This is a genomic window from Chryseobacterium elymi (genome assembly GCF_003385495.1).
Lineage (GTDB): Bacteria > Bacteroidota > Bacteroidia > Flavobacteriales > Weeksellaceae > Chryseobacterium > Chryseobacterium elymi.
Genome location: NZ_QNUH01000010.1, coordinates 31,053 through 50,775, shown reverse-complemented (window position 1 = coordinate 50,775; position 19,723 = coordinate 31,053). Strand labels below are relative to the sequence as shown.

The following is a 19,723-nucleotide window of genomic DNA, read 5'->3' as shown; positions in this document are numbered from 1 at the left end:
TTCCACTGAAAGATAGTATTTTGCATAGTAAATCCTATAACACTTAATGCCAGGCAGAAAATCAAAATTATATATCCATCTGCTCTTTTGGATACTGTATTATATTCTGGAAGTTTATCTGGACTTTTACTGGTCAAGGTATCAGTTTCCTAATGTAGAATGGCAGATAAGGCTTCAGAATACCGTTATTCTGGAACTTGGGTATCTTCTGGTTAAAATTCCGTTGGCTTATGCTCTTCTTTATGTATACGAAAGAACCGATATCAGAAGATTTCTTACCTGTATTCTCTCTGTCATTATTTTTATTGCTGCGGTTCTTGCCCACAGATTTTTCACCCATTATATTATTTATCCCCATATTTATGGGATTGTTGAAACATTGGATGGCAAACAGCCTTCAGGATTCCTCAACGGACTTGTGGCTTTCAACTCCTTTATGGATCTGGTCTTTATGGCAGGTCTTATCTTTGGCGTAGAAATTACCAGGCAGAAGAACCTGCTGAAAGAACAGATCTCAAAGCTGAAATCGGAAAAGCTGGATCAGGAGCTTACCATGCTTAAAGCCCAGATCAATCCTCATTTTTTGTTCAATACGCTGAATAATATTTACGGAATGGCTCTTAAAAAAGCCGATCAAACACCTGATGTCATCTTACAGCTTTCCAAAGTAATGCGGTATAATATTTATGATGCGGCCGAACGGTATATTTCCATAGATAAAGATGTAGAAAATATCAAGGATTTCCTTCAGATCCAGAAGATCCGGCATCATGATCTCGTGATTCGTTTTAATGAGAATATAGATAATCCTTCCCAGGAAATATCACCCCTTATTTTGATCCAGTTTGTTGAAAATGCTTTTAAACATGGCGTTTCAGAAACCTTTGGGAAAAGCTTTATTCACATTGATATTCAGCTGAAAAACGATGTTCTTCATTATCATATTGAAAATTCAAAAGAAGAGAAACCCCACGGAAATTCTACAAAAATAGGATTGAAAAATATCCGGAGACAGCTTGAACTGCTTTACCCAAAGCACATTCTTACCGTTGAAACTACCAATGAACGGTATATTATAACCTTAATTATTGATTTTAATGACACATTCCGCTTCTAGAAAATACACCTGCATCATTGTAGAAGACGAACCGATAGCCGCAGAAATCCTCGAAAATTTTGTTTCAAGGGATCAAGACTTTCATCTGGTGGCAAAATGTTCTGACGCTGTTTACGCCGGAAGCCTTTTAAACAGGTATGATATTGATCTGATGTTTCTGGATCTTCATCTTCCGGTTATCAAAGGTTTTGATTTCCTGAAAAGACTGACAAATCCACCTCTTGTCATTGTGACTACTGCTTATCATCAGTATGCTGTAGAAGGTTATGAGCTTGATATTGTAGATTATCTGATGAAGCCTGTTCCTTACAACAGGTTTACCAAAGCGGTTGAAAAATTTAAATACCTGATGAATGCAGAAGAAGTTTTATTGGAAGCGGCAGACCGCGAACATATTTTTATAAGCAGCGGAAAAAAGCAAATTAGAATTGTTCTTCATGATATTTTTTTTATTGAAAGCTTACGGGAATATATTCACATTCACACCAAAGATGGAACGATCACGGTGAAAATGCCAATCAGCAGGATAGAGGAAAGTCTGGATCCTAAAATATTTGTGAGAATTCACAAATCTTACATTGTTTCCAAGCTTAAAATTGAAGTTCGCTCTGCCAGTATGATACAGGTGATGGGTAAAAAACTTCCGATTGGCAGGACCTATAAGCCTTTCATTGAGTTGTAAGCCTTTATAGACTCAAAGCTTTATTTGATAGCTGTTTCTTTTATTTTTCTTCAGTTTTGACCAACTTTGAACTTAAAGAAGTTACGAGAACTTACAGTGGTAATAAAGGTTAAAAAAATGACCGATTGCAGTAATTAGAATATATGTGGATGTTAGTATTCTGAGGAATACGGATTGGCTTAATCATATTAAGCCAATTTTTTATTTGGAATAATCCGAAAAAAAACCTCCGGTATTACAATTGGTACCGGAGGTTTTGGTTATATTTTAAGGACTATGAAACTTTCATTTCTTTTTTGTCCCGGATACTTTTAATAATAAAGAAAAGCCCCAGGAACAGAAACGGGATGCTTAAAATTTGTCCCATATTCAGGCTCATTCCTTTTTCAAAATCAACCTGATCCACTTTTATGAATTCTACAAAAAATCTTACAATGAAGATCAGCAGAGTAGTGATGCCGAAGTAAAAACCTTTCCCCACTTTAAAGATGTTTTTGGTATAAATAAAATAAACCACAAGGAAGATCATCAGATAACAGATCGCTTCATACAGCTGAGCAGGATGCCTCGGAATATTGTCTATCTGTCTGAATATAAAAGCCCATGGCGCATTAGAAGGTGTTCCTATAATTTCAGAGTTCATCAGATTGCCCAACCTGATAAATGCTCCGGCCAGAGGGGTGGCAATAGCAATCACATCCAGAACAGTCATAAACTTAATAGAGAATTTTCTAGCATAGATCAGAAGCATAATAATAAGCCCGATTCCGCCGCCGTGGCTTGCCAGTCCTGCATATCCTGAAAAATGATAAGCTCCGTCAGCTCCTTTTTGGATCGGCAGGAATATCTCAATAGGGTGCTGGGAATAATAATCGAAGTCATAAAACAGACAGTGTCCCAATCTGGCACCTACTAAAATTCCTATAAATGCATAAGAGAAAAGTGCTTCATGTGCCTGTTGGCTTAAATTTTCTTTTTTATAGATGGTCTTTAGGATTGTATAGCACAGAACAAGTCCGGCCAAAAACAGTAGGCCATAATATTTAAGAGGAAATCCGGAAATATTGAAGATTTCAGGACTTATATCCCAGTTAACGTATAATACATTCATTGATGATGGTTGTAAAATTATTTTTTAAGGACAAATATAGCAGGATAGAGCCGTTTTTAAAGAATATAATCTAAATTTTAGGATATTTTGAGGGAATATATCATGTTTTATCTGCAAAAAACCTCTCACATCAAGTAAGAGGTTCTGAACGGACATCGAATGAAAGGTATTGCTACTTATCAGTCAATATTCGTTTAAACGTTATATTCAAATTATGCTAACTTTACGTTAACTGCATTTAAACCTTTGTCGCTTTTTTGTACTTCGAAAACTACTTTATCGTTTTCACGGATAGATCTTGTATCTAATCCTGAAGAGTGTACAAAAATGTCTTTACCTCCGTCTGCTGGAGAAATAAATCCGAAGCCTTTTGCTTCATTGAAAAATTTTACGGTGCCTTCTTGCATTGTAATAGTATTAAAAATTGTTGTATTAATTATTTGAGGATTCTTTCTTAAATTTCTTAGAGAATAATCCATCTATTTATTGTGATTTAATTTATATATTGTAATTTTTCCACTGGCATTATAAACCCTATCAACTTCTGAATATTAGTTAAATCAGAGCGTTCCCCTTCGTCACAGAAAGAAACGGCGGTACCCTGGATTCCTGCTCTTCCGGTTTTTCCAATGCGGTGAACATAGGTTTCCGGGACATCGGGAAGTTCATAATTAACTACATAAGGAAGTTCTTCAATGTCAATTCCTCTGGCGGCAATATCGGTAGCTACCAAAACACGAATCTTACTGTTTCTGAAATCTTCCACGGCCTGCTGTCTTGCCATCTGAGATTTGTTTCCATGGATAGCTGCCGCAAAAATTCCTGTACGCTCCAATTGTTTCACCAGTCTGTCGGCTCCCTGTTTGGTACGGGTAAAAACCAGTGAACGTAAAATAGATACATCCTGCAGTATATTGATAAGCAGATCAGTTTTCTTGGTTTTTTCAACAAAGTAAACGGACTGGTTAATGGTGTGTATTGGTGATGGAGCCGGATTAACTGTAATCTCTACAGGGTTCTTCAGCATGGCATCTGCAAATTTTTGGACTTCCGGTGGCAGTGTTGCGGTAAAAAATAAGGTCTGTCTTTTTTGTGAAACCAGCTTCAGTATCTTTTTTACATCTTCTGCAAATCCCATATCAAGCATTCTGTCAGCTTCATCTAAAACCAATATTTCAATTTTAGAGAGATCAATATATCTTTGGCTTACCAGATCCAGCAGTCTTTCCGGAGTTGCAATGAGGATATCCACTCTTTTTCTCAGAGCTGCCAGCTGGCTTCCTGATAATACACCTCCAAAAATGGAAAGCTGTGAAAGTGGTAAATATTTGCTGTAAACTTTAAAATTTTCTTCCAGCTGCAGGACCAAATCCCGTGTTGGAGTTAAGATTAAAGTTCGTATTTCTTTATGATCTGGTGTATTTCTTTTTAATAATTGGAGAATAGGCATTGCAAATGCCGCCGTTTTTCCTGTTCCGGTTTGAGCATACCCTATCACATCTCTTCCCGCTAAAATATGTGGAACAGCCATGTACTGTATCTCTGTGGGCTTGGAATATCCGGCTTCTGTAACGGCACGGACTATAGGATTTATTAAATTTAAATTTCTAAAACTCATCATATTCTACCGGAACATCCGGTTCTGAGTGGCCAAATCGGTTAAGATCTGAATTGTTGTCTTGTATCAAAAGTAATGAATATCAATTCTGATAAGCATTATCTTTAATTATTATTTTACTTTGCATTAACTTTGACAATAAATTCAGTTGGGAATATATTTGCTGAGCTTTGCAATATCATATCGTTTTCATTCTCAGGGCAGGATTTTATAAATCCATACTGTTCTGAGCTTTATAACTACTTTTAACCTGAAAACCAGAAGCAGTATTAAAAATTATTAAAAAATAAGTTTTAATTGGGCAGCTGAAAAAGCAAACTGAAAGAGAAAAAATGAAGATTTTAAACTGTTACAGAATAGCAAAAGGCAGAGACCTGTTTTTATAAACGCTTTGCAAAACTACAATAAAGAAACTGAATATTAATTGGTTTAAATAGTTGATTATCAAAAATTTATTCGTAGCTTTCGCACGTTAACTGAATTGTTTGCAACCAGCGGATGATTTTTAAATCCGTACTTATGCAGATTTCCGTTCCTACAACCAGCCCCCAGCCTCAAACCTTAGAGTCTAACTCAAGTCAGCACGTAAGAATTGCGTACTTCATTATGGTTCATCATAAGCCCGAAGTATTCAAAGCGATGTTTCAGAAGATCTATACGAGAGATCAGTTTTACCTTATTCATATCGACCGGAAAGCTAAAGAAGAGTTCACTGATGAGATTCAGATGTATTTCGTCAAGTTTCCCAACGTCTATATTCTGGAAAGCATTAATATTGTTTCCGGAGGATTCAGTATGATCCAGGTTGAGCTTGATGCCATGGAATTTCTTCTTAATGTCAGCCAGGAATGGGATTATTTTGTTAATCTAAGTGGTGAAGATTACCCTTTGAAATCACAGAATATCATCAGGAAATTTCTTACAGCCAACAATGGAAGGAATTATCTTTTCTATTATGATCAGAAGTTTTATCGTCCGGATACCCTTAAGAGAATACAGAATCATTTCACGGAACTATCTTATAAGATCTCGTCTCTTATGTATAAAAGAGAGTTTATGAAAGGCGTTACACCTTATATAGGAGGAAAGTGGATGATTTTCACCAGGGATACCTGCGCTTTTCTCACTAACAATAAAAGGGTGATGAATTTTGAGGATTATTACCTCCATACATTTCTCCCTGCAGAATCATTTTTCCAGACTGTACTTATGAATACTTCTTTTAATGATCTTATTGTAAATGATGATAAGAGAGCCGTCATCGAAAAGCCGATATTTGGTAAGAAACAGACACCAGATGAGCTTATTCTTTTCCTGAAAGCTACCAATCACCTTTTTATCAGGAAGATCAATGAAAAAACAGAAGAGGAAGTTCTAAAATATATTGAAGAAAGCTACGATCTTCCTTTACCGAACATAGATGAAGTAGAAAGAGAGCTGAAGATCGACAGAAGGCAGGATAATTAACTTCTGTATTTATTCAAATATTAATACAGGTCTTAGATTTCGCCCATTACATACATATTTTCCATGGTAGGGACTGCACTGCCGCCCTTCTTTTCAAGCGTTATAGCGAAGGCCTGTGCTTTCGGAATATGGGCAAGAGCTGTTTGCTGTCTTTTTCTTCAATGCATTCGCATTTTTGATTTTCACCGTTCCAAGAGGTATTTTCAGCTTTTCCGATATTTCGTTCTGCGTATAGCCCTGGTAATATGCTAAGTCGATAAGTTCCTGTTTATCAACCTCCAGACCTTTCAGTACATTATTAAATCCAATAAAATCAGATGAATTATTAGTCGTTGAAAGTTCTGCGGAGTTATATACAAAATCAGGAAACGGCTGGTTTTTAAGTTCATTCTGAAAACCTTTCGATTTTAAATAATCTATAGCCGTGTTTCTTGCAATATTAATCATCCATGTATAAAATCTTCCTTTTGAAGAATCGTACTGATGGACAACATTCCAGATCTTCACAAAAACATCCTGGATGATTTATATTTTTATGCTGTTAATTCTCTTTAATTTTTATTCGTTAAAAACACAATTATATGAAATAAAATTATGTTATATTAAATAAATTTTTAATTTTAGTATATCAAAAAACACTAAGACTATGAAATCATGGACAATGAAAATTTTAACTCATTTGAGTTGCTCAATGATCAATTTAAGTATCCTTTTCCAACTTTGAAAACCCTCATGCCAAACAGCTCCAGAAGATTACCGAAAAAGAATGGATAGAGAATATCTATGGCTTTATAAGCAAAACCCCGAACTCCGCAAAAAGTATAAAAAAACCAAAACAGCACATATTTCTGCTCAATGGTTTCTCGTTGCAATGCTATGGAATTTCCGGAAACCAGAGAATTGAAAGAAAAGTTAAGTCAATACAAATCTTATTAAAATACTTTATCTAAAATATTCAAATTTACAGCTAGAATGGAAATTTGCCGATAGGAGTCTTATGAAATTTCCCTTCTATATTCATTTTTTTTAACACTACAATTTAAAATACTATGAAAACAATTAATGTTCCAATTCCCAGTTACCCATGGCCCTATTTAGTAGGCCCCTTTGTAGAGTCCTTTACACAGGATGAAATTGATTGGTACGACACAGACTTTACATTCATGTCTGAAGCAACAAGAGAGAAATACAAAAAGCATGGTCTAGCACAGGCAACATCTTATATGTTTCCCGGTGCAGACACAATAGAAAAGATACGTCCCATATGTCGATTTATGATCTGGCTGACTTTGTATGATGATTATTATGAATTATGTCCAGTTGATGAACTGGCAGTCATTAGAGATCGCATTATGGAAGTGATGTTGGGAGCTTCGCTCAAGCCCGATGATATAGGATTAATAAGGCAGGTAGCCTATTGCAGGGATGAATTTCGCCCCTATGCTAATAATGAATGGTTTGATCGTTGGACACAGGCTTTCTACCGCTATACCACATATGGTCTTATGGAAGAAACACCATATAAGCTGTCAGGTAAAATGCCTACTCTTAATAATCTTCTGCTTATCCGTGAATACTCCATATCTATGTATACATTTGGTGAACCGGTAGAATTAACTATTGATTTTATAATGCCAGGATATATTGCAGAGCATCCGGCTATTCAACGTATAAAAATGTTGATGTGCAGGATTATTGCTATTCAAAATGATCTTGCTTCTTTACAAAAAGAACTTGCAGTAGAAACTGAAATATTAAACATTGTCTTGGTAATACAACATCAGTACAAAATTTCCCTGGAAGAGGCATGTGTAGAAACAATACGGATACATGATGAATATGTTAAAGAGTTACAGGATATGGAAGCTAATCTCCCAGACTTTGGCATATATCAAAAAGATGTGGAGAAGTACATTTATTATATGATTCTAATGATTACAGGGTTAGGTGCATGGTATTATAAAGGAACTTCTTCGCGCTATACAGTGCCTGGAGCATTTCCAAAGCCGGAATATGGAATTGCATCTTCCAATGTGCCCGAGTAGAATGAATAGAGTCTGCATATTCATTCTGACCAAAAATGAGCAAGACTACTGGATGGAGATTTCCAATTCTTGGGAATATCTTTTTGATCTTCATCCTCTAAAGTGAATCAGGCAGGGTTCAATACCAGTACTGATTTTGGAGCAGCTGCAGGATCTGTGGCTTATGATGAAATTTTAACGGGAAGTGAAGCTCAGGCGATTGCGGGTCTGTTTATTGTCTGAGGTAATTTTTAATATTGAGGTGTGAATCCTATCCTTGGAAAACTTTTGAGGATAGGAATTTTTTAATTATTTTAATCTTAATTATAAAAAATATTACCCAAAAGTGTAATTGACTTGTTTTGTTTTTATGACCAGTTTTACTATAAAATAATAAGCGATAAAATAGTGTACGAACGGCATTTATGCCGGAACTCTACTGTACAAATTGGATTTGTAATGATTACTGCTAATAAAAACAAAATTATCATGAAAACACTACATTTAAAAAAGTTAAAGACTGTTGTGAGCTTTTTCCTGCTCATTATGTTTACCAGTCTCTATTCGCAACTTCCGGCTCCTGTTGGCCGTATTTATGACCAGGCACATCAGCAAAGCTTTGTTTTGTATAATGACGGAATGATGGTACAAGATGGGAATCCCATGAATAAAGGCCTTGCGTATCATGATCCATCCGGAATGATGTATTTAAGATTGCCGGCTGCCAATCCGTACCAAAAAGCTTTTTTTCTTGACTACAACAGGAATGTTATTGAGATTGATTATATTAAGGGAGCCAGGATCATTGGTTATTCAGACATTCAGCCGCCACCAAATCCTATGATTAAGTATGTTCCGCCGATATACAATCCTAATGTTGGTATTCAGACAGCGAACGGTTTCCAGCCTTTACCGGATCAGATTGTAGACGTTGACAATCCGTATGGTAATCTGATGATCACAAATGAGCAGAACGCTAAAAACTGTTACGACCGGTCAGTTGGTTTTAATGGTGTACTGGACAAACAAAAATTTGGCGACTGCATGATTGAGAATATGGCCGGAAAAAAAGAGAATGAAATTTACCGCTGTGTTAAAAATGCTTCATCACCGGAAGAGCAGGCTTTATGTCTTGTTGGTACTATGGGAGGCACAAATGAAAGAAGAATATCTGCATCTCTGTTGAAATGTTATAAGCAGTATGGAAATGATTATAGTAAATATCCGTTATGTCTGGCAGGTGAATCCTCTGATCCTGAACTTCAAAAGCTTCTTTCCTGTGTGCAGCAGCAGGGCAGTTTTGGACAGGTAAACTTTATGAATACAGCCATGTGCTATGGAGCAAGTAAGCTTAATATGAATACAGAAGCTCAGATTGTTGTTCAGTGTGCTGTAACGTCAGGTGGACAGCCTTATGTTTTTGCCGGCTGTGCCGGTGGGCAGCTGATGTCAAGAGAGTTGGATAAATGTCTTACCAATGGAGTAGGCGGAGATTCCGGTTGTTTTGGTAAAAACAATGACATTATAAAAGGTTTGAATAAAATTGGTTTCGAGCTACAGAATCAGTTCGGCCCTAACAATGACATTGTGAAAACATGGAATAATACAATTCACGACATTCAGTATGGACCGGGTAAAAACCATGAAGCGGTAAAGGTCTTTACTAATCTTGGAAACGAGCTGGGAAAAGCAGGAAATAATATAGGGAAGGAAATAAAAAAAGTACTGCCGAAAATAAAATGGTAATTGCAGGAAGAATCTATTATTTTAAACTTAAAAAAACCTCTGATAGTCAAATGATTTCAGAGGTTTTTAATATCCGGAACCGGAGAAGTATTGAACCATTTCAGGGCCATACATAAAATCTTCTTATTTTACTCTTGTATTCCTAACTTGTTTCATTATTTAATCGCAACAAAGTTGCGGTACTTGAAATTTATATATACATTTGCAACCAAGTTGCATTATTTTTTTGTAAAATTTCCAGCCCATCAGATCTTAATTATGTATGTTATGAAGTTTTTGCTTTTTAAATCTGGAAGAAAGTTAGGAAACCAATTAAATCTGAAATTTGTGTTTATCTTCTTGATAAGCATTAATTTTGTTGAAGCTCAATATACAATATCAGGACGTATTCTTACCGAAGAAGATGAACCGGTTAAGGATGCTCAGGTTGAAATCCGGAATCTTGAATACCATATTTCCGAATGGAAGATAAGTGACTCTTCAGGCCAATATCAATTTATTAACATACCGGGGAGCTATCTGATTAATGTTGTCGCAAAAGGTTATAGATCCTATCGCAGTGACACAATACGAGTTGATGCCCAAACCCCTGTTCTTGTTAAGGATATCAATCTGAACAGTGGCGTAACTTCAATTCAAGCAGTTCATATTAACATTAGGAAACCAAATATTCAAACTGATAAAGGACAATTGATATTTAATGTCGCCGATTCCGGATTAGCAAGCGGACTTAATGGATTTGAATTACTAAAGAAAATACCGGGAATAGGCATTGGACAAAATGATGAAATATTATTCAGAGGAGGTGTCGGCGTTAATATCATGATTGATGGGCGGATGACTTATCTGTCTGGTCCCCAATTGAGTAATTATCTTAAAGGTCTCAGTGCCGAAGATATTGATAAAATAGAAATCAATACGACGCCAGGTGCAGAATTTGATGCTGCCGGGAATGCCGGTATTGTCAATTTCAAATTAAAGAAATCCAAGAAAAAAGAATTTTCTCTTGATCTGCGCAGTTCTGTCTCAAAATCCAGATTCTGGAAATTTAATGAAAATATCAATGCTGCATTTAAGTCCGAAAAATTGCTTTTTTACGGTTCTCTTGATTATAATACACCTCATAGTTTTTCCAGAGGCAGCAATGGTAACACCATCAATATTGATGGTTCGGTTCAGGAGCTTACAAGGGAAAATGAAAAAACGTTTAAAGTTAATTATTATACCTGGAAAGCTGGTGCTGTTTGGCAGTTTCTGCCAAAACATAATCTGGCTGTGGATTATCATGGATATTATGATGACTTTAAAAGTATTAGGTTATCGGAAGTTTCATTCTCAAAACCCGGCGCAGAAAATGCATATCTTTTTTCATCAAATACTGTTAAAGAGCCATATCATTATGATTCTGTAGCCTTAACGTACCGCTATGATATTGATTCCTCAGGAAAAAAAATAACAGCTGATGCTAATTATACCATCTACCGGAATTTTTCGGATGGACTAATGATTTCATCCTTTAAATTAACGGAAAATAACGTGGATACCCAATTACGTTCTCATCAGCCAGGAACGATTAAGATAAAATCGTTCAAAACAGATACTGAACTTCCTTTCACGAATTTTAAGTTGAAAGCTGGACTAAAATGGGCAGAAGTGAATAATGATAATAAGTTTGTTTATACTAATTTCACGGAAGGAACCTGGGAGATAGATCCTGGTATGAGTAATAATTTTAGTTATTCAGAAAAAATTGGAGCAGCTTATGTGACGGCAAATAAGGACTTTGAGACAACGTCTGTTATCATTGGAGTGCGTGTGGAATATACAGAAGCCAATGGTGAATTTTTACAGAATATACCGAATTACAAATTACATTATACAAAATTGTTTCCATCATTATCAGTAGAGCAGAAGATGGGGGATAATCACAAGATGAATGTTTCGTTAAGCCGGAGGATCAACCGTCCAGCGTATGCTGACCTGAACCCAGTAAAGTGGTTTGTAGATCCGTATTTTTATTTCACAGGTAATCCTCATCTCGTACCGGAAATAGCTTGGGTGTATCAGGTCAACTACAGTTTTAAAAAGAAATATATTTTCTCATTAGCCTATAACCAAAGTAAGAATTACATCAACCGAAGGCTTGTAATAGATGATATGCAGAGTATTATGAGTAGAAGCGATAACTTTGGGGATTATAGACGCTTTGACCTTACATTTTCCGCTCCTGTTAAATTGACTTCATTCTGGAACACTCAGTTTTTCATTGATCTCAACCATACATCGTACCCAATTTCAATGATTGATGGTGATAAGTTATTTAATTTATATGGAATAAACGGTTCCCTTCAGAATAATTTCCAGCTTCCTGCAGGTATTTCCGCTAATCTGCAGATGACTTATTACTCATCCGAGCCCCGCGGAATTTATAAAACAGCACCAACAGGATTTATCGATATTGGGATTTCAAAAGCTTTTTTTCATAAAAAGTTAGATGTTACGTTTAGCGCTAATGATATTTTCAACAGCAATCGTTATAAAGGAGTTTCCCAGTCCAATATCGTAGATTATCACTACAACGACAGACCATATGGTCAAAACTTCGGAATAACGCTAAAATATCATATAGGTAAAGAACTTGCTAAATCTTCAAGTTCAAAAACGGAAGAACAGGAAAGGTTATAATGAAAAAAGTATAAGATAATTTTCCATTTTTAAATATTTTTAGGGAATGGGTCTTCAAATGGGATTTTCTGGTCAAGTAGATATTTCTCATTATCTTCCAAAAGGCATTTATTCAGATCGAGAATGATTTGTTCTTTATCCAGATCCTGACCTATGAAAACCATTTCATTCATTCTGTCACCCCAGTCTTTGTCCCATTTACTTTCTATAAAATCCTGATTTTCTGTAAAGGAAGAATACATAGAACGCTGACTCATCGGCATACTGCACCACCACACACCAGCTTTTTCCAGCCTAAAAGAACCGCCCGCCTGTGAGAAGTTGAGAGCGTCATTGGGTCTTGAGGCCAGCCAGAACAATCCTTTGGCACGGATAACACCACTGGGATATTTTTCATTCAGATAATTCCAGAAACGCATCGGGTGGAAAGGTTTTTTATGTCGGAAAACAAAAGAACTTATGCCGTATTCCTCGGTTTCTGGTGTATGATGTTCTTTCTGAAGTTCCTTTTGCCATCCGGCAGAAACCTGAGCGGTACCAAAATCGAAAAGCCCGGTATTTAAGATTTCTTCGGGATTTACCTTTCCGAATTCCGATCGGATAAATTTCGCATCCGGATTGAGTTTTTTAATGGCTGCTTTCAGGAAATTCACTGTTTCATCCGTTACCAGATCAGTTTTGTTCAGAATGATGACATTGGCAAATTCTACCTGGTCGGTCAGAAGATTCACAATTGTCCGGTGATCGCCTTCGATGTCGGTAAGATCCCTGTCTATAAGCAATTCATCAGAGCCAAAATCTTTGAAGAAGTTGAGGCAGTCGACCACCGTCACCATTGTATCAATGTAACTAAAACGGGAAAGATCGATGCCGCTTTCTTCATCCACAAAGGAAAAAGTCTGGGCAATTGGCACAGGTTCTGCAATGCCGGTCCCTTCGATCAGAAGATAATCGAAGCGGCTTTCTTTAGCCAGATTTTCCACTTCTATCAAAAGGTCATCACGAAGTGTACAGCAAATACAGCCGTTGCTCATTTCTACCAATTTTTCTTCGGTTCGGGAAAGTGAATTTTCGTTTTTAACCAGCTTTGCATCGATATTAATTTCGCTCATATCATTCACAATGACCGCTACTCTCAAATTGTCTTTATTATGAAGGATATGATTTAGAAGTGTAGTTTTTCCGGCGCCCAAAAAGCCACTCAGAACGGTAACAGGAATTTTTTTTTTTGCATTTTTAAATTAAATTTTTATGATTTTTAAAATTGATGATATGGATGATGATTAATCCAAACGCTCCGATAAAATCAACTTAAAATGGATGTGAAGGATAAAATTCAGCCCAACAGAATAATAATGATAACAATTGAGCTCCAGAAAAGTATTTATTAGATTAAGCTAATCAATCAGTAATGGAAAAGCAATGCAATAGATAGGGTATAGAGCCAGTGCAGTCTAAGATTTTTTTCATAATTATCATTGTAAACTATTGCAAAAGTAAATAATAAAATTAATTAATGCAATATTGTTGCATTAATTAATCAAAAATATTTCAGAATGTTTACGGGTGTTTTCAAATCAGTAATGGATATGGTTTGGCATTATCTCATACAGGAATTCAAATAAAACAGGCATAAAAATTACCTGGGAAAAATCTTAAATAAACTAAAACGATCCTATCATAAATTGATGGCTTAAATAATAATAATAGGTTAAAACCTGTAGAAAATAGGCTAGGAAAACATTATTGGTGATGAATACTTTTAAATTAAGACTGATGGCAACGATCAGATTGAGAAGTTAGAAAATAAATTGACTAATTCAGATTAACTAAACTCTTTGCTTAGCCCCCAACTTTTGCGCTTGATCCATTTTAATTCCCTAAAAATTAAAAACCTCTGAAAATCAAATGATTTCAGAGGCTTTTTGTACCCATAACCGAAGAAATATCGAAATATTTGGTGGAAGATTTGGAAAGAATTTTAGAAATTAATAATCCTCTCATGTGACCAAGAAAGGATTATCTTCAAACACTTTTATAGATGATTTGGTTCGTTTGGGCCAACTAAAATAAGAATTACAAAGATTTTAATAATTTTCGTTAACTCTAGATATTATAATCTTTAGCAAATTAATTTTTAAAATTCAAAACACGTAAAATTATCATTTTCTAACTACACCTAAAAAATGTCGAAACACTTAATGAAGGATTACATTTAATTTTATGCAAAAAATAGAAGTATTGAAAGTCAGAAGCATTATTAAAGACCATCAAAACTATTCAGCTTAAGAAGCAATTATTTCAATTTCAAAATTTCCCCTTTCTCAAAATCAATTTTGAAATGGTCTGCAGGATCTCCCGAAGAGAGCTTAACTAAAACTCTGAAAAATAATTTCAGCTGATTTAGAAATTCATCATTTGTATTTAATTTTTCGAAATTTTCATGCAAAAATTTGAATTGCAAAAGTCGTTTTTCAGGAATATCTTTTTTTGCTAATTCGTCTGCAGACTGTAATTGATAAAGATTTAATAAAGCATCTTCAAAATTCCATGTTTTAAATTCTCCTGCATTTATTGTAGTTGAATTGGCCATGATACTTAAATAAAGTAAATCTTCTCCTGAAAGTTTACAGGCTTTCTGAATAAAATCTTTAGGCCAATCTGAAGGAACAAATCTCAGCCGCACCAGTTCTTTTAAATGGAATAATGTGAAATCGTGATAATTTTTTGTTTTTAAAATTTCAACATTCCAAACATCTTTTGTGGTCTGATTTTTTAAGATCTCAAATTCTTTCTTATACAAAGGAAATAGCTCATCAAAACGTGGCACATCAGTAATAGAAACCGTTTCGACTTCAAAATCAGCGGGAGAATTCACTGTCAGAATTTTATATCCCGGAAGATAAGCTGCCAACGAAGGAATCTGAATATTGACGAGCATTTTTCCGTTTTCAAACTTTTTGATTCCGGTGTCGTTGATGTGCATATGGCCGGCAAAATGAAGCTTCAGCCCTGCATCCGCAAAAACCTCAGCAACGTGATTATCTGGCACTCTGTCGAGCTGCCATTTATTTTTGCCTAATAAATTTTTAATATCTTCAGAAGAACCGTCATTGTAATCAAGCATCGGATAATGCGTAAATGCAATGAGAACTTTGTGTTTTTTTTCTGCTTCGTTTGAAATGTTTTTCACCCAATCAATCAAATGTTTTTTATTTGAAAGCACATTATTATATCCAACGGAAGCACTATGAAAATTATCTGGATCTATTGAATTTCCATTAATATTTTTTGGCAAATAGGTATTTCCGTCAATTGCCAAAAGCCAAATTCCATTTACGGGTTCTACCAGATAACTCAAATCAGGAACAGTAAATCCCGGACTGACTTCATACATTCTGTTGGAATATTCTGAACTTTTTAAAGCCTTTTTAAAACTATAATTTTCATAAGAACTATGATTAAACGGAGTCTCCCAAAACAGATCTTTTTCAGAAGGGCAAAATCCAAATTCTTTAAACTCTTTCATAATTTCAAAATAGCCAGACATCGCAATATCTTTGGTAATGAAAGTTTCCTGACCATTATCTTCAACTGAAATTTTATTACTAAAAATGTTAACAGGGCTTCCATTTTCACCTAAAAAATCAGATTTCCCGCCGTCTTTCAGAAACGGGCTTACCGGATCATGATTTCCTGTGGTAATAAAAAACCTTATTCCATGTTTTTTTTGATACTCATCTAAAATCTTTTTCAATCCTCTCAAATTGTAGGCTTGTCCGTCATCCGTATAATCACCGGGAAGTGCGACGATTTTAATCCCCCGTTTTGCCACATCATCCAAAGCCGCCAGAAAAGCAAAATAATTTTCATTAAAAATTCTTGTCGAGTGGAGCTGTGAATCCATTGTTCTCAATAAGGTTTTCTTTTGGGTTTTTGGATTTTTTACTCCTCTGAATGCGTTATCTGAAAAATCTCCATAAAGATCCTGAAAATGAACATCTGCCAAAAATGCTATTTGAATGGCTTTATGTTGCGCAAATACGTTTAACGAAAGCAGTAAAGCGATCAATAGATGAATGGAAAAATGTTTTTTCAAAGCTGTATGTATTTTAGAAAAAATAATTGTAAAACTAATTTACTTTCAAAGCTTTCAATATTTTATGGAAAATTTCATTATTCTCGTATACTCCCGTAAAAATTTCTGAGCCTGAACCGTAGGAAAACACAGGAATTAATGTAGCTGAGTGATCGTCTGTCGTAAAATCACCTTCTATAGTGCTTGTTTCCAGATCGCCATGAGGAATACTAAAACCTCCAGTCTCGTGATCTGCAGTAATTATCACCAAAGTCCCGGGGTTCTGGTCAGCAAACTGTACTGCTTTTGTAATTGCTCTGTCGAAATCAATACCTTCAGTAACGATGGTTCCTACATTATTGCTATGGCCGCCACTGTCAATTTGCGCTGCCTCAATCATGATGAAGAATGGTTTTTTCTTGCTTTTTAAAAATTGCAGCCCACTTTCTACAGTTTCAGCCAAAAGATTCCCGCGACCTTTCAAAACTTGCGGAACACCGTTATCGGAAAGATAATACGCCAAACGGTTGGCTTTACTTTCTGCAACCTCCTTCGGGTTTTCGGCTAATTTAAAATCATGCAGGCCGGAAACTTTAGATTTTCCGCCCGCTGCAAAAAAGTTAAGTTTTGATTTTGGTAAATCTTCAGCAATTTCCTTTTCCATACCACGGTCTTTCTGATGAGCATAAAATGCAGAAGGTGTTGCTCCCACAATTTCGTCAGTCGTAATAATTCCGGTGCTGAAACCTTTTTCTGATAGAATTTCAGTAAGATTTGCCGTTTTTTGCCCCTCAGAACTTACTCCGATAAATCTGTTTTTTGTTTTTTTTCCTGTTGCAAAAGCAGTTGCTCCTGCTGCAGAATCTGTGGTGAAATTATCAGTCGAAGAAGTCTTAATTAAACCAATATTTTTCAATTGTGTTAACGTTAATTGTCCTTTATTGGCTAAAACGGATGAAGAAATTTGTGAAAGGCCATTTCCGTCACCGATTAATAAAATAACATTTTTCACAGGAACATTTTTGTTCAGATATGAAAATTCAGGCTGATAAACTTCTGAAAACAGATTATTCTTAAAAGTTCTTTTCTGCAAAGAATTTACATATCCCACACATTCTTTCGGATGGTCTGTATTGATAAAATCAACACCGTTGTGTGCAAAAAATTCCCAGGACGTTTTTCCGTCGGGAATCGCCCAGAATCTGAATGGTTTCCCAAATGATTTTGCTTTTTTGATGACTTCGGTTACTTTCGGTAAATCTTCTTCCGTTAAACCTCCTTTACCGTTCCATTTAGAATATTGCGGAAAGCTTAGACTTACCAAGGCAACTTTCTTCCATTGATCTGTTGTTAAATTATCCAGTTTTTGATAATCAAAAAAAATAAATCCGGGATAAGAAGTATATTCTTCCGGTTGTGGCTGATTCCCTGAAATAACAAAATATACTTTTTTTTGAGCTGTAATGGCCGGATATTTCTGAATCGATTTTACAATCTGCTTTAAAGTTGTTTTAGCATCTGTTTTAATATCAATCAAAATCTGTAGAGATTCCTGTTTGATCATATTCATTCCTAATGCCTTATCAATAGGATTCAGATATAAACTTTCAAATGTTCGTTCATTGGTAATGTCTTTTTTGTTGTGGGCCACAAAAACTTCGTTGTTTTCAAGAAAAACATCCACTTCAATTGAATTTGCATCAGAACCTAAGGCATACCAAAATGGGATTTTCTGTTCATAATCATTATGAGAGTGCACTCTTGTAGTTTGACCGAAAACAGTTGCAACAAAAAAAAGAGTTACAAAGCCTGTGATTTTTTTTAAATGTAAGCACATAAAATTTCAGTAAAATTAAATTATTTAATAGTGGTTCCGTTTTTTTTCAAAGCTTCAACAAGCTTGTGATAGATGATGTTGTTTGGGTATACGCCAGAGAAAAGCTCCTGGTTTTTTCCCATCGCAAAAACGGGAACTAAAGCCGCAGTGTGTTGATTGTCGATGAAATTCACCTGCACTTTGTCTTTAATGTTCTTTTCTTTTCCTGTTGAATCTTTTTCCATGAATTTTCCGATGCTTGCACCGCCTGTCTCGTGATCTGCTGTGACAACCAACAGTGTATTCGGGTTTTCTTTGATGAATTTCATCACCACGCCGATGGTTTTGTCAAAGTCTATAACTTCTTTTACCATCATTTCGCCATCTTTTGCATGACCGCCCCAATCGATAAATGAACCTTCCACCATCAAGAAGAAAGGTTTTTCGTTTTTAGATAAGTAATCTAAAGCGGTTTGTGTGGCTTCAGGAAGAAAATCTCCTCTTCCCTGAACTTTATTCGGGAGTTCGTCCTGCGCCAAAAGATAAAAGTTGTTTTTATTTTGAATGGGTTTTGAAAGTTTCAGCGTGTCTATATTATAATTGAGTTTTTTAAATTCATTCAAAAGATTTTTTCCATCTTTTCTTTTATTAAAAAATTTTAAACCTCCGCCTGCTAAAAAATTGACGTTTGCTTTTACAAGGTCAAGTGCAATATCTTCATGAAGATCTCTGTCTTTTACATGAGCGTAGTAAGAAGCAGGTGTTGCATGGGTAATGCTTGTAAGACTTACTAATCCTGTCTGATAATTCTTTTTCTGCAGCTGTTCTAATATCGTTGGAAGTGCTACCGAATCTTTATTTACGCCAATCGCGCGTTTGTAAGTTTTTTCACCTGTTGATAAAGCGGTTGCTCCGGCAGCAGAATCTGTAACCCAATCGCTGGTTGAAGATGTTTCAGACAGACCTACAATTTTAAATTTTTGAAAATTGGGTTCTGAATTTCCAAAATAGAATGCAGAAGTAACCTGTGAAACGCCCATTCCATCACCAATCATAAAAATGACGTTAAGAGGCTTTTGTTTTTTTTGAGCTGATAACATGGCTACAAAAAGAAGCAACGAAAAAGCTGCGCTTGCCTTGAAATTAACATTTTTACAGAAATAATTCATAATGATTGGATTTTTAATAATTTTATAAGTATGAAATAAGCTGCGAAATTAGATATAATATCATTTCAAAAATTTCAATAATAAACTATAAATCCAATGTTAACAGGGAAATAATTGAATTTAAGAACTTTAAAAAAGTTTGTTTACATAAAGTTTTCATAAATTTAATTTCTGACAAAAATATTTACGTTTTATTAATTTTAAAAACCG

Annotated in this window: 14 protein-coding genes; 6 read left to right on the top strand and 8 right to left on the bottom strand. The window is 35.3% G+C overall.

Annotated elements, in window-relative coordinates; translation table 11 throughout:
* Positions 1–46 precede the first annotated feature (46 nt).
* Together DRF60_RS12780 and DRF60_RS12775 are read left to right on the top strand one after the other, a co-directional pair.
* The gene (locus DRF60_RS12780) at positions 47–1,117 is read left to right on the top strand and encodes a sensor histidine kinase (RefSeq protein ID WP_116012422.1); all 1,071 of its coding nucleotides are present in this window, start codon (positions 47–49) and stop codon (positions 1,115–1,117) included.
* On the top strand, positions 1,098–1,799 hold the full coding sequence (locus tag DRF60_RS12775) for a LytR/AlgR family response regulator transcription factor (RefSeq protein WP_116012421.1): 702 nt from the start codon (positions 1,098–1,100) through the stop codon (positions 1,797–1,799). The genes DRF60_RS12780 and DRF60_RS12775 overlap by 20 nt, the downstream gene beginning before the upstream one ends.
* 274 nt (positions 1,800–2,073) lie before the next feature.
* Here DRF60_RS12775 and lgt read toward each other — a convergent pair whose 3' ends face one another.
* The 3 genes from lgt to DRF60_RS12760 all read right to left on the bottom strand — a co-directional run bounded on the left by lgt (position 2,074) and on the right by DRF60_RS12760 (position 4,528).
* Positions 2,074–2,910, bottom strand: coding sequence for a prolipoprotein diacylglyceryl transferase (gene lgt / locus DRF60_RS12770; protein WP_116012420.1), 837 nt, complete (start codon positions 2,908–2,910; stop codon positions 2,074–2,076).
* Between the two features lie 212 nt (positions 2,911–3,122).
* On the bottom strand, positions 3,123–3,317 hold the full coding sequence (locus DRF60_RS12765) for a cold-shock protein (RefSeq protein WP_034741125.1): 195 nt from the start codon (positions 3,315–3,317) through the stop codon (positions 3,123–3,125).
* Between the two features lie 86 nt (positions 3,318–3,403).
* A complete protein-coding gene (locus DRF60_RS12760; protein WP_116012509.1) occupies positions 3,404–4,528 on the bottom strand; it encodes a DEAD/DEAH box helicase in 1,125 nt (374 codons plus the stop codon).
* A gap of 519 nt (positions 4,529–5,047) precedes the next feature.
* On the opposite strand from DRF60_RS12760, the gene DRF60_RS12755 reads away from it, so the two are divergent.
* Complete coding sequence (locus tag DRF60_RS12755; RefSeq protein WP_116012419.1) at positions 5,048–5,995, top strand: beta-1,6-N-acetylglucosaminyltransferase; 948 nt, start codon at positions 5,048–5,050, stop codon at positions 5,993–5,995.
* A gap of 93 nt (positions 5,996–6,088) precedes the next feature.
* Here DRF60_RS12755 and DRF60_RS12750 read toward each other — a convergent pair whose 3' ends face one another.
* Positions 6,089–6,517 carry an RNA polymerase sigma factor gene (locus DRF60_RS12750; protein WP_262510881.1) on the bottom strand — a complete coding sequence of 143 codons (429 nt, stop codon included), beginning with the start codon at positions 6,515–6,517 and terminating at the stop codon, positions 6,089–6,091.
* Between the two features lie 527 nt (positions 6,518–7,044).
* Here DRF60_RS12750 and DRF60_RS12745 point away from each other — a divergent pair.
* The 3 genes from DRF60_RS12745 (at position 7,045) to DRF60_RS12730 (ending at position 12,450) form a co-directional block, all read left to right on the top strand.
* Complete coding sequence (locus DRF60_RS12745) at positions 7,045–8,040, top strand: terpene synthase family protein (RefSeq protein ID WP_116012418.1); 996 nt, start codon at positions 7,045–7,047, stop codon at positions 8,038–8,040.
* A 468-nt stretch (positions 8,041–8,508) separates the two neighbouring features.
* Positions 8,509–9,765 (top strand): hypothetical protein, encoded by a 1,257-nt coding sequence (locus DRF60_RS12735; RefSeq protein ID WP_123902681.1) that lies wholly within the window; start codon positions 8,509–8,511, stop codon positions 9,763–9,765.
* Positions 9,766–10,032: 267 nt separating this feature from the next.
* On the top strand, positions 10,033–12,450 hold the full coding sequence (locus DRF60_RS12730; protein ID WP_167443734.1) for a TonB-dependent receptor: 2,418 nt from the start codon (positions 10,033–10,035) through the stop codon (positions 12,448–12,450).
* A 29-nt stretch (positions 12,451–12,479) separates the two neighbouring features.
* Here DRF60_RS12730 and DRF60_RS12725 read toward each other — a convergent pair whose 3' ends face one another.
* From DRF60_RS12725 to DRF60_RS12710, 4 genes are all read right to left on the bottom strand, one after another.
* Positions 12,480–13,670, bottom strand: a complete 1,191-nt coding sequence (locus DRF60_RS12725; protein ID WP_116012415.1) for a GTP-binding protein — start codon at positions 13,668–13,670, stop codon at positions 12,480–12,482.
* Positions 13,671–14,746: 1,076 nt separating this feature from the next.
* Complete coding sequence (locus tag DRF60_RS12720) at positions 14,747–16,549, bottom strand: metallophosphoesterase family protein (RefSeq protein ID WP_238640205.1); 1,803 nt, start codon at positions 16,547–16,549, stop codon at positions 14,747–14,749.
* 34 nt (positions 16,550–16,583) lie between these two features.
* The gene (locus DRF60_RS12715; RefSeq protein WP_238640204.1) at positions 16,584–18,287 is read right to left on the bottom strand and encodes an alkaline phosphatase; all 1,704 of its coding nucleotides are present in this window, start codon (positions 18,285–18,287) and stop codon (positions 16,584–16,586) included.
* Between the two features lie 98 nt (positions 18,288–18,385).
* Positions 18,386–19,513, bottom strand: a complete 1,128-nt coding sequence (locus DRF60_RS12710; RefSeq protein WP_116012413.1) for an alkaline phosphatase — start codon at positions 19,511–19,513, stop codon at positions 18,386–18,388.
* Positions 19,514–19,723: the final 210 nt, after the last annotated feature.

Coding starts and splice junctions, on each gene's coding strand:
- DRF60_RS12780 (WP_116012422.1), top strand. CDS start 47: ATGCCAGGCAGAAAATCAAAATTATATATCCATCTGCTCTTTTGGATA.
- DRF60_RS12775 (WP_116012421.1), top strand. CDS start 1,098: ATGACACATTCCGCTTCTAGAAAATACACCTGCATCATTGTAGAAGAC.
- lgt (WP_116012420.1), bottom strand. CDS start 2,910: ATGAATGTATTATACGTTAACTGGGATATAAGTCCTGAAATCTTCAAT.
- DRF60_RS12765 (WP_034741125.1), bottom strand. CDS start 3,317: ATGCAAGAAGGCACCGTAAAATTTTTCAATGAAGCAAAAGGCTTCGGA.
- DRF60_RS12760 (WP_116012509.1), bottom strand. CDS start 4,528: ATGAGTTTTAGAAATTTAAATTTAATAAATCCTATAGTCCGTGCCGTT.
- DRF60_RS12755 (WP_116012419.1), top strand. CDS start 5,048: ATGCAGATTTCCGTTCCTACAACCAGCCCCCAGCCTCAAACCTTAGAG.
- DRF60_RS12745 (WP_116012418.1), top strand. CDS start 7,045: ATGAAAACAATTAATGTTCCAATTCCCAGTTACCCATGGCCCTATTTA.
- DRF60_RS12735 (WP_123902681.1), top strand. CDS start 8,509: ATGAAAACACTACATTTAAAAAAGTTAAAGACTGTTGTGAGCTTTTTC.
- DRF60_RS12730 (WP_167443734.1), top strand. CDS start 10,033: ATGAAGTTTTTGCTTTTTAAATCTGGAAGAAAGTTAGGAAACCAATTA.
- DRF60_RS12710 (WP_116012413.1), bottom strand. CDS start 19,513: ATGAATTATTTCTGTAAAAATGTTAATTTCAAGGCAAGCGCAGCTTTT.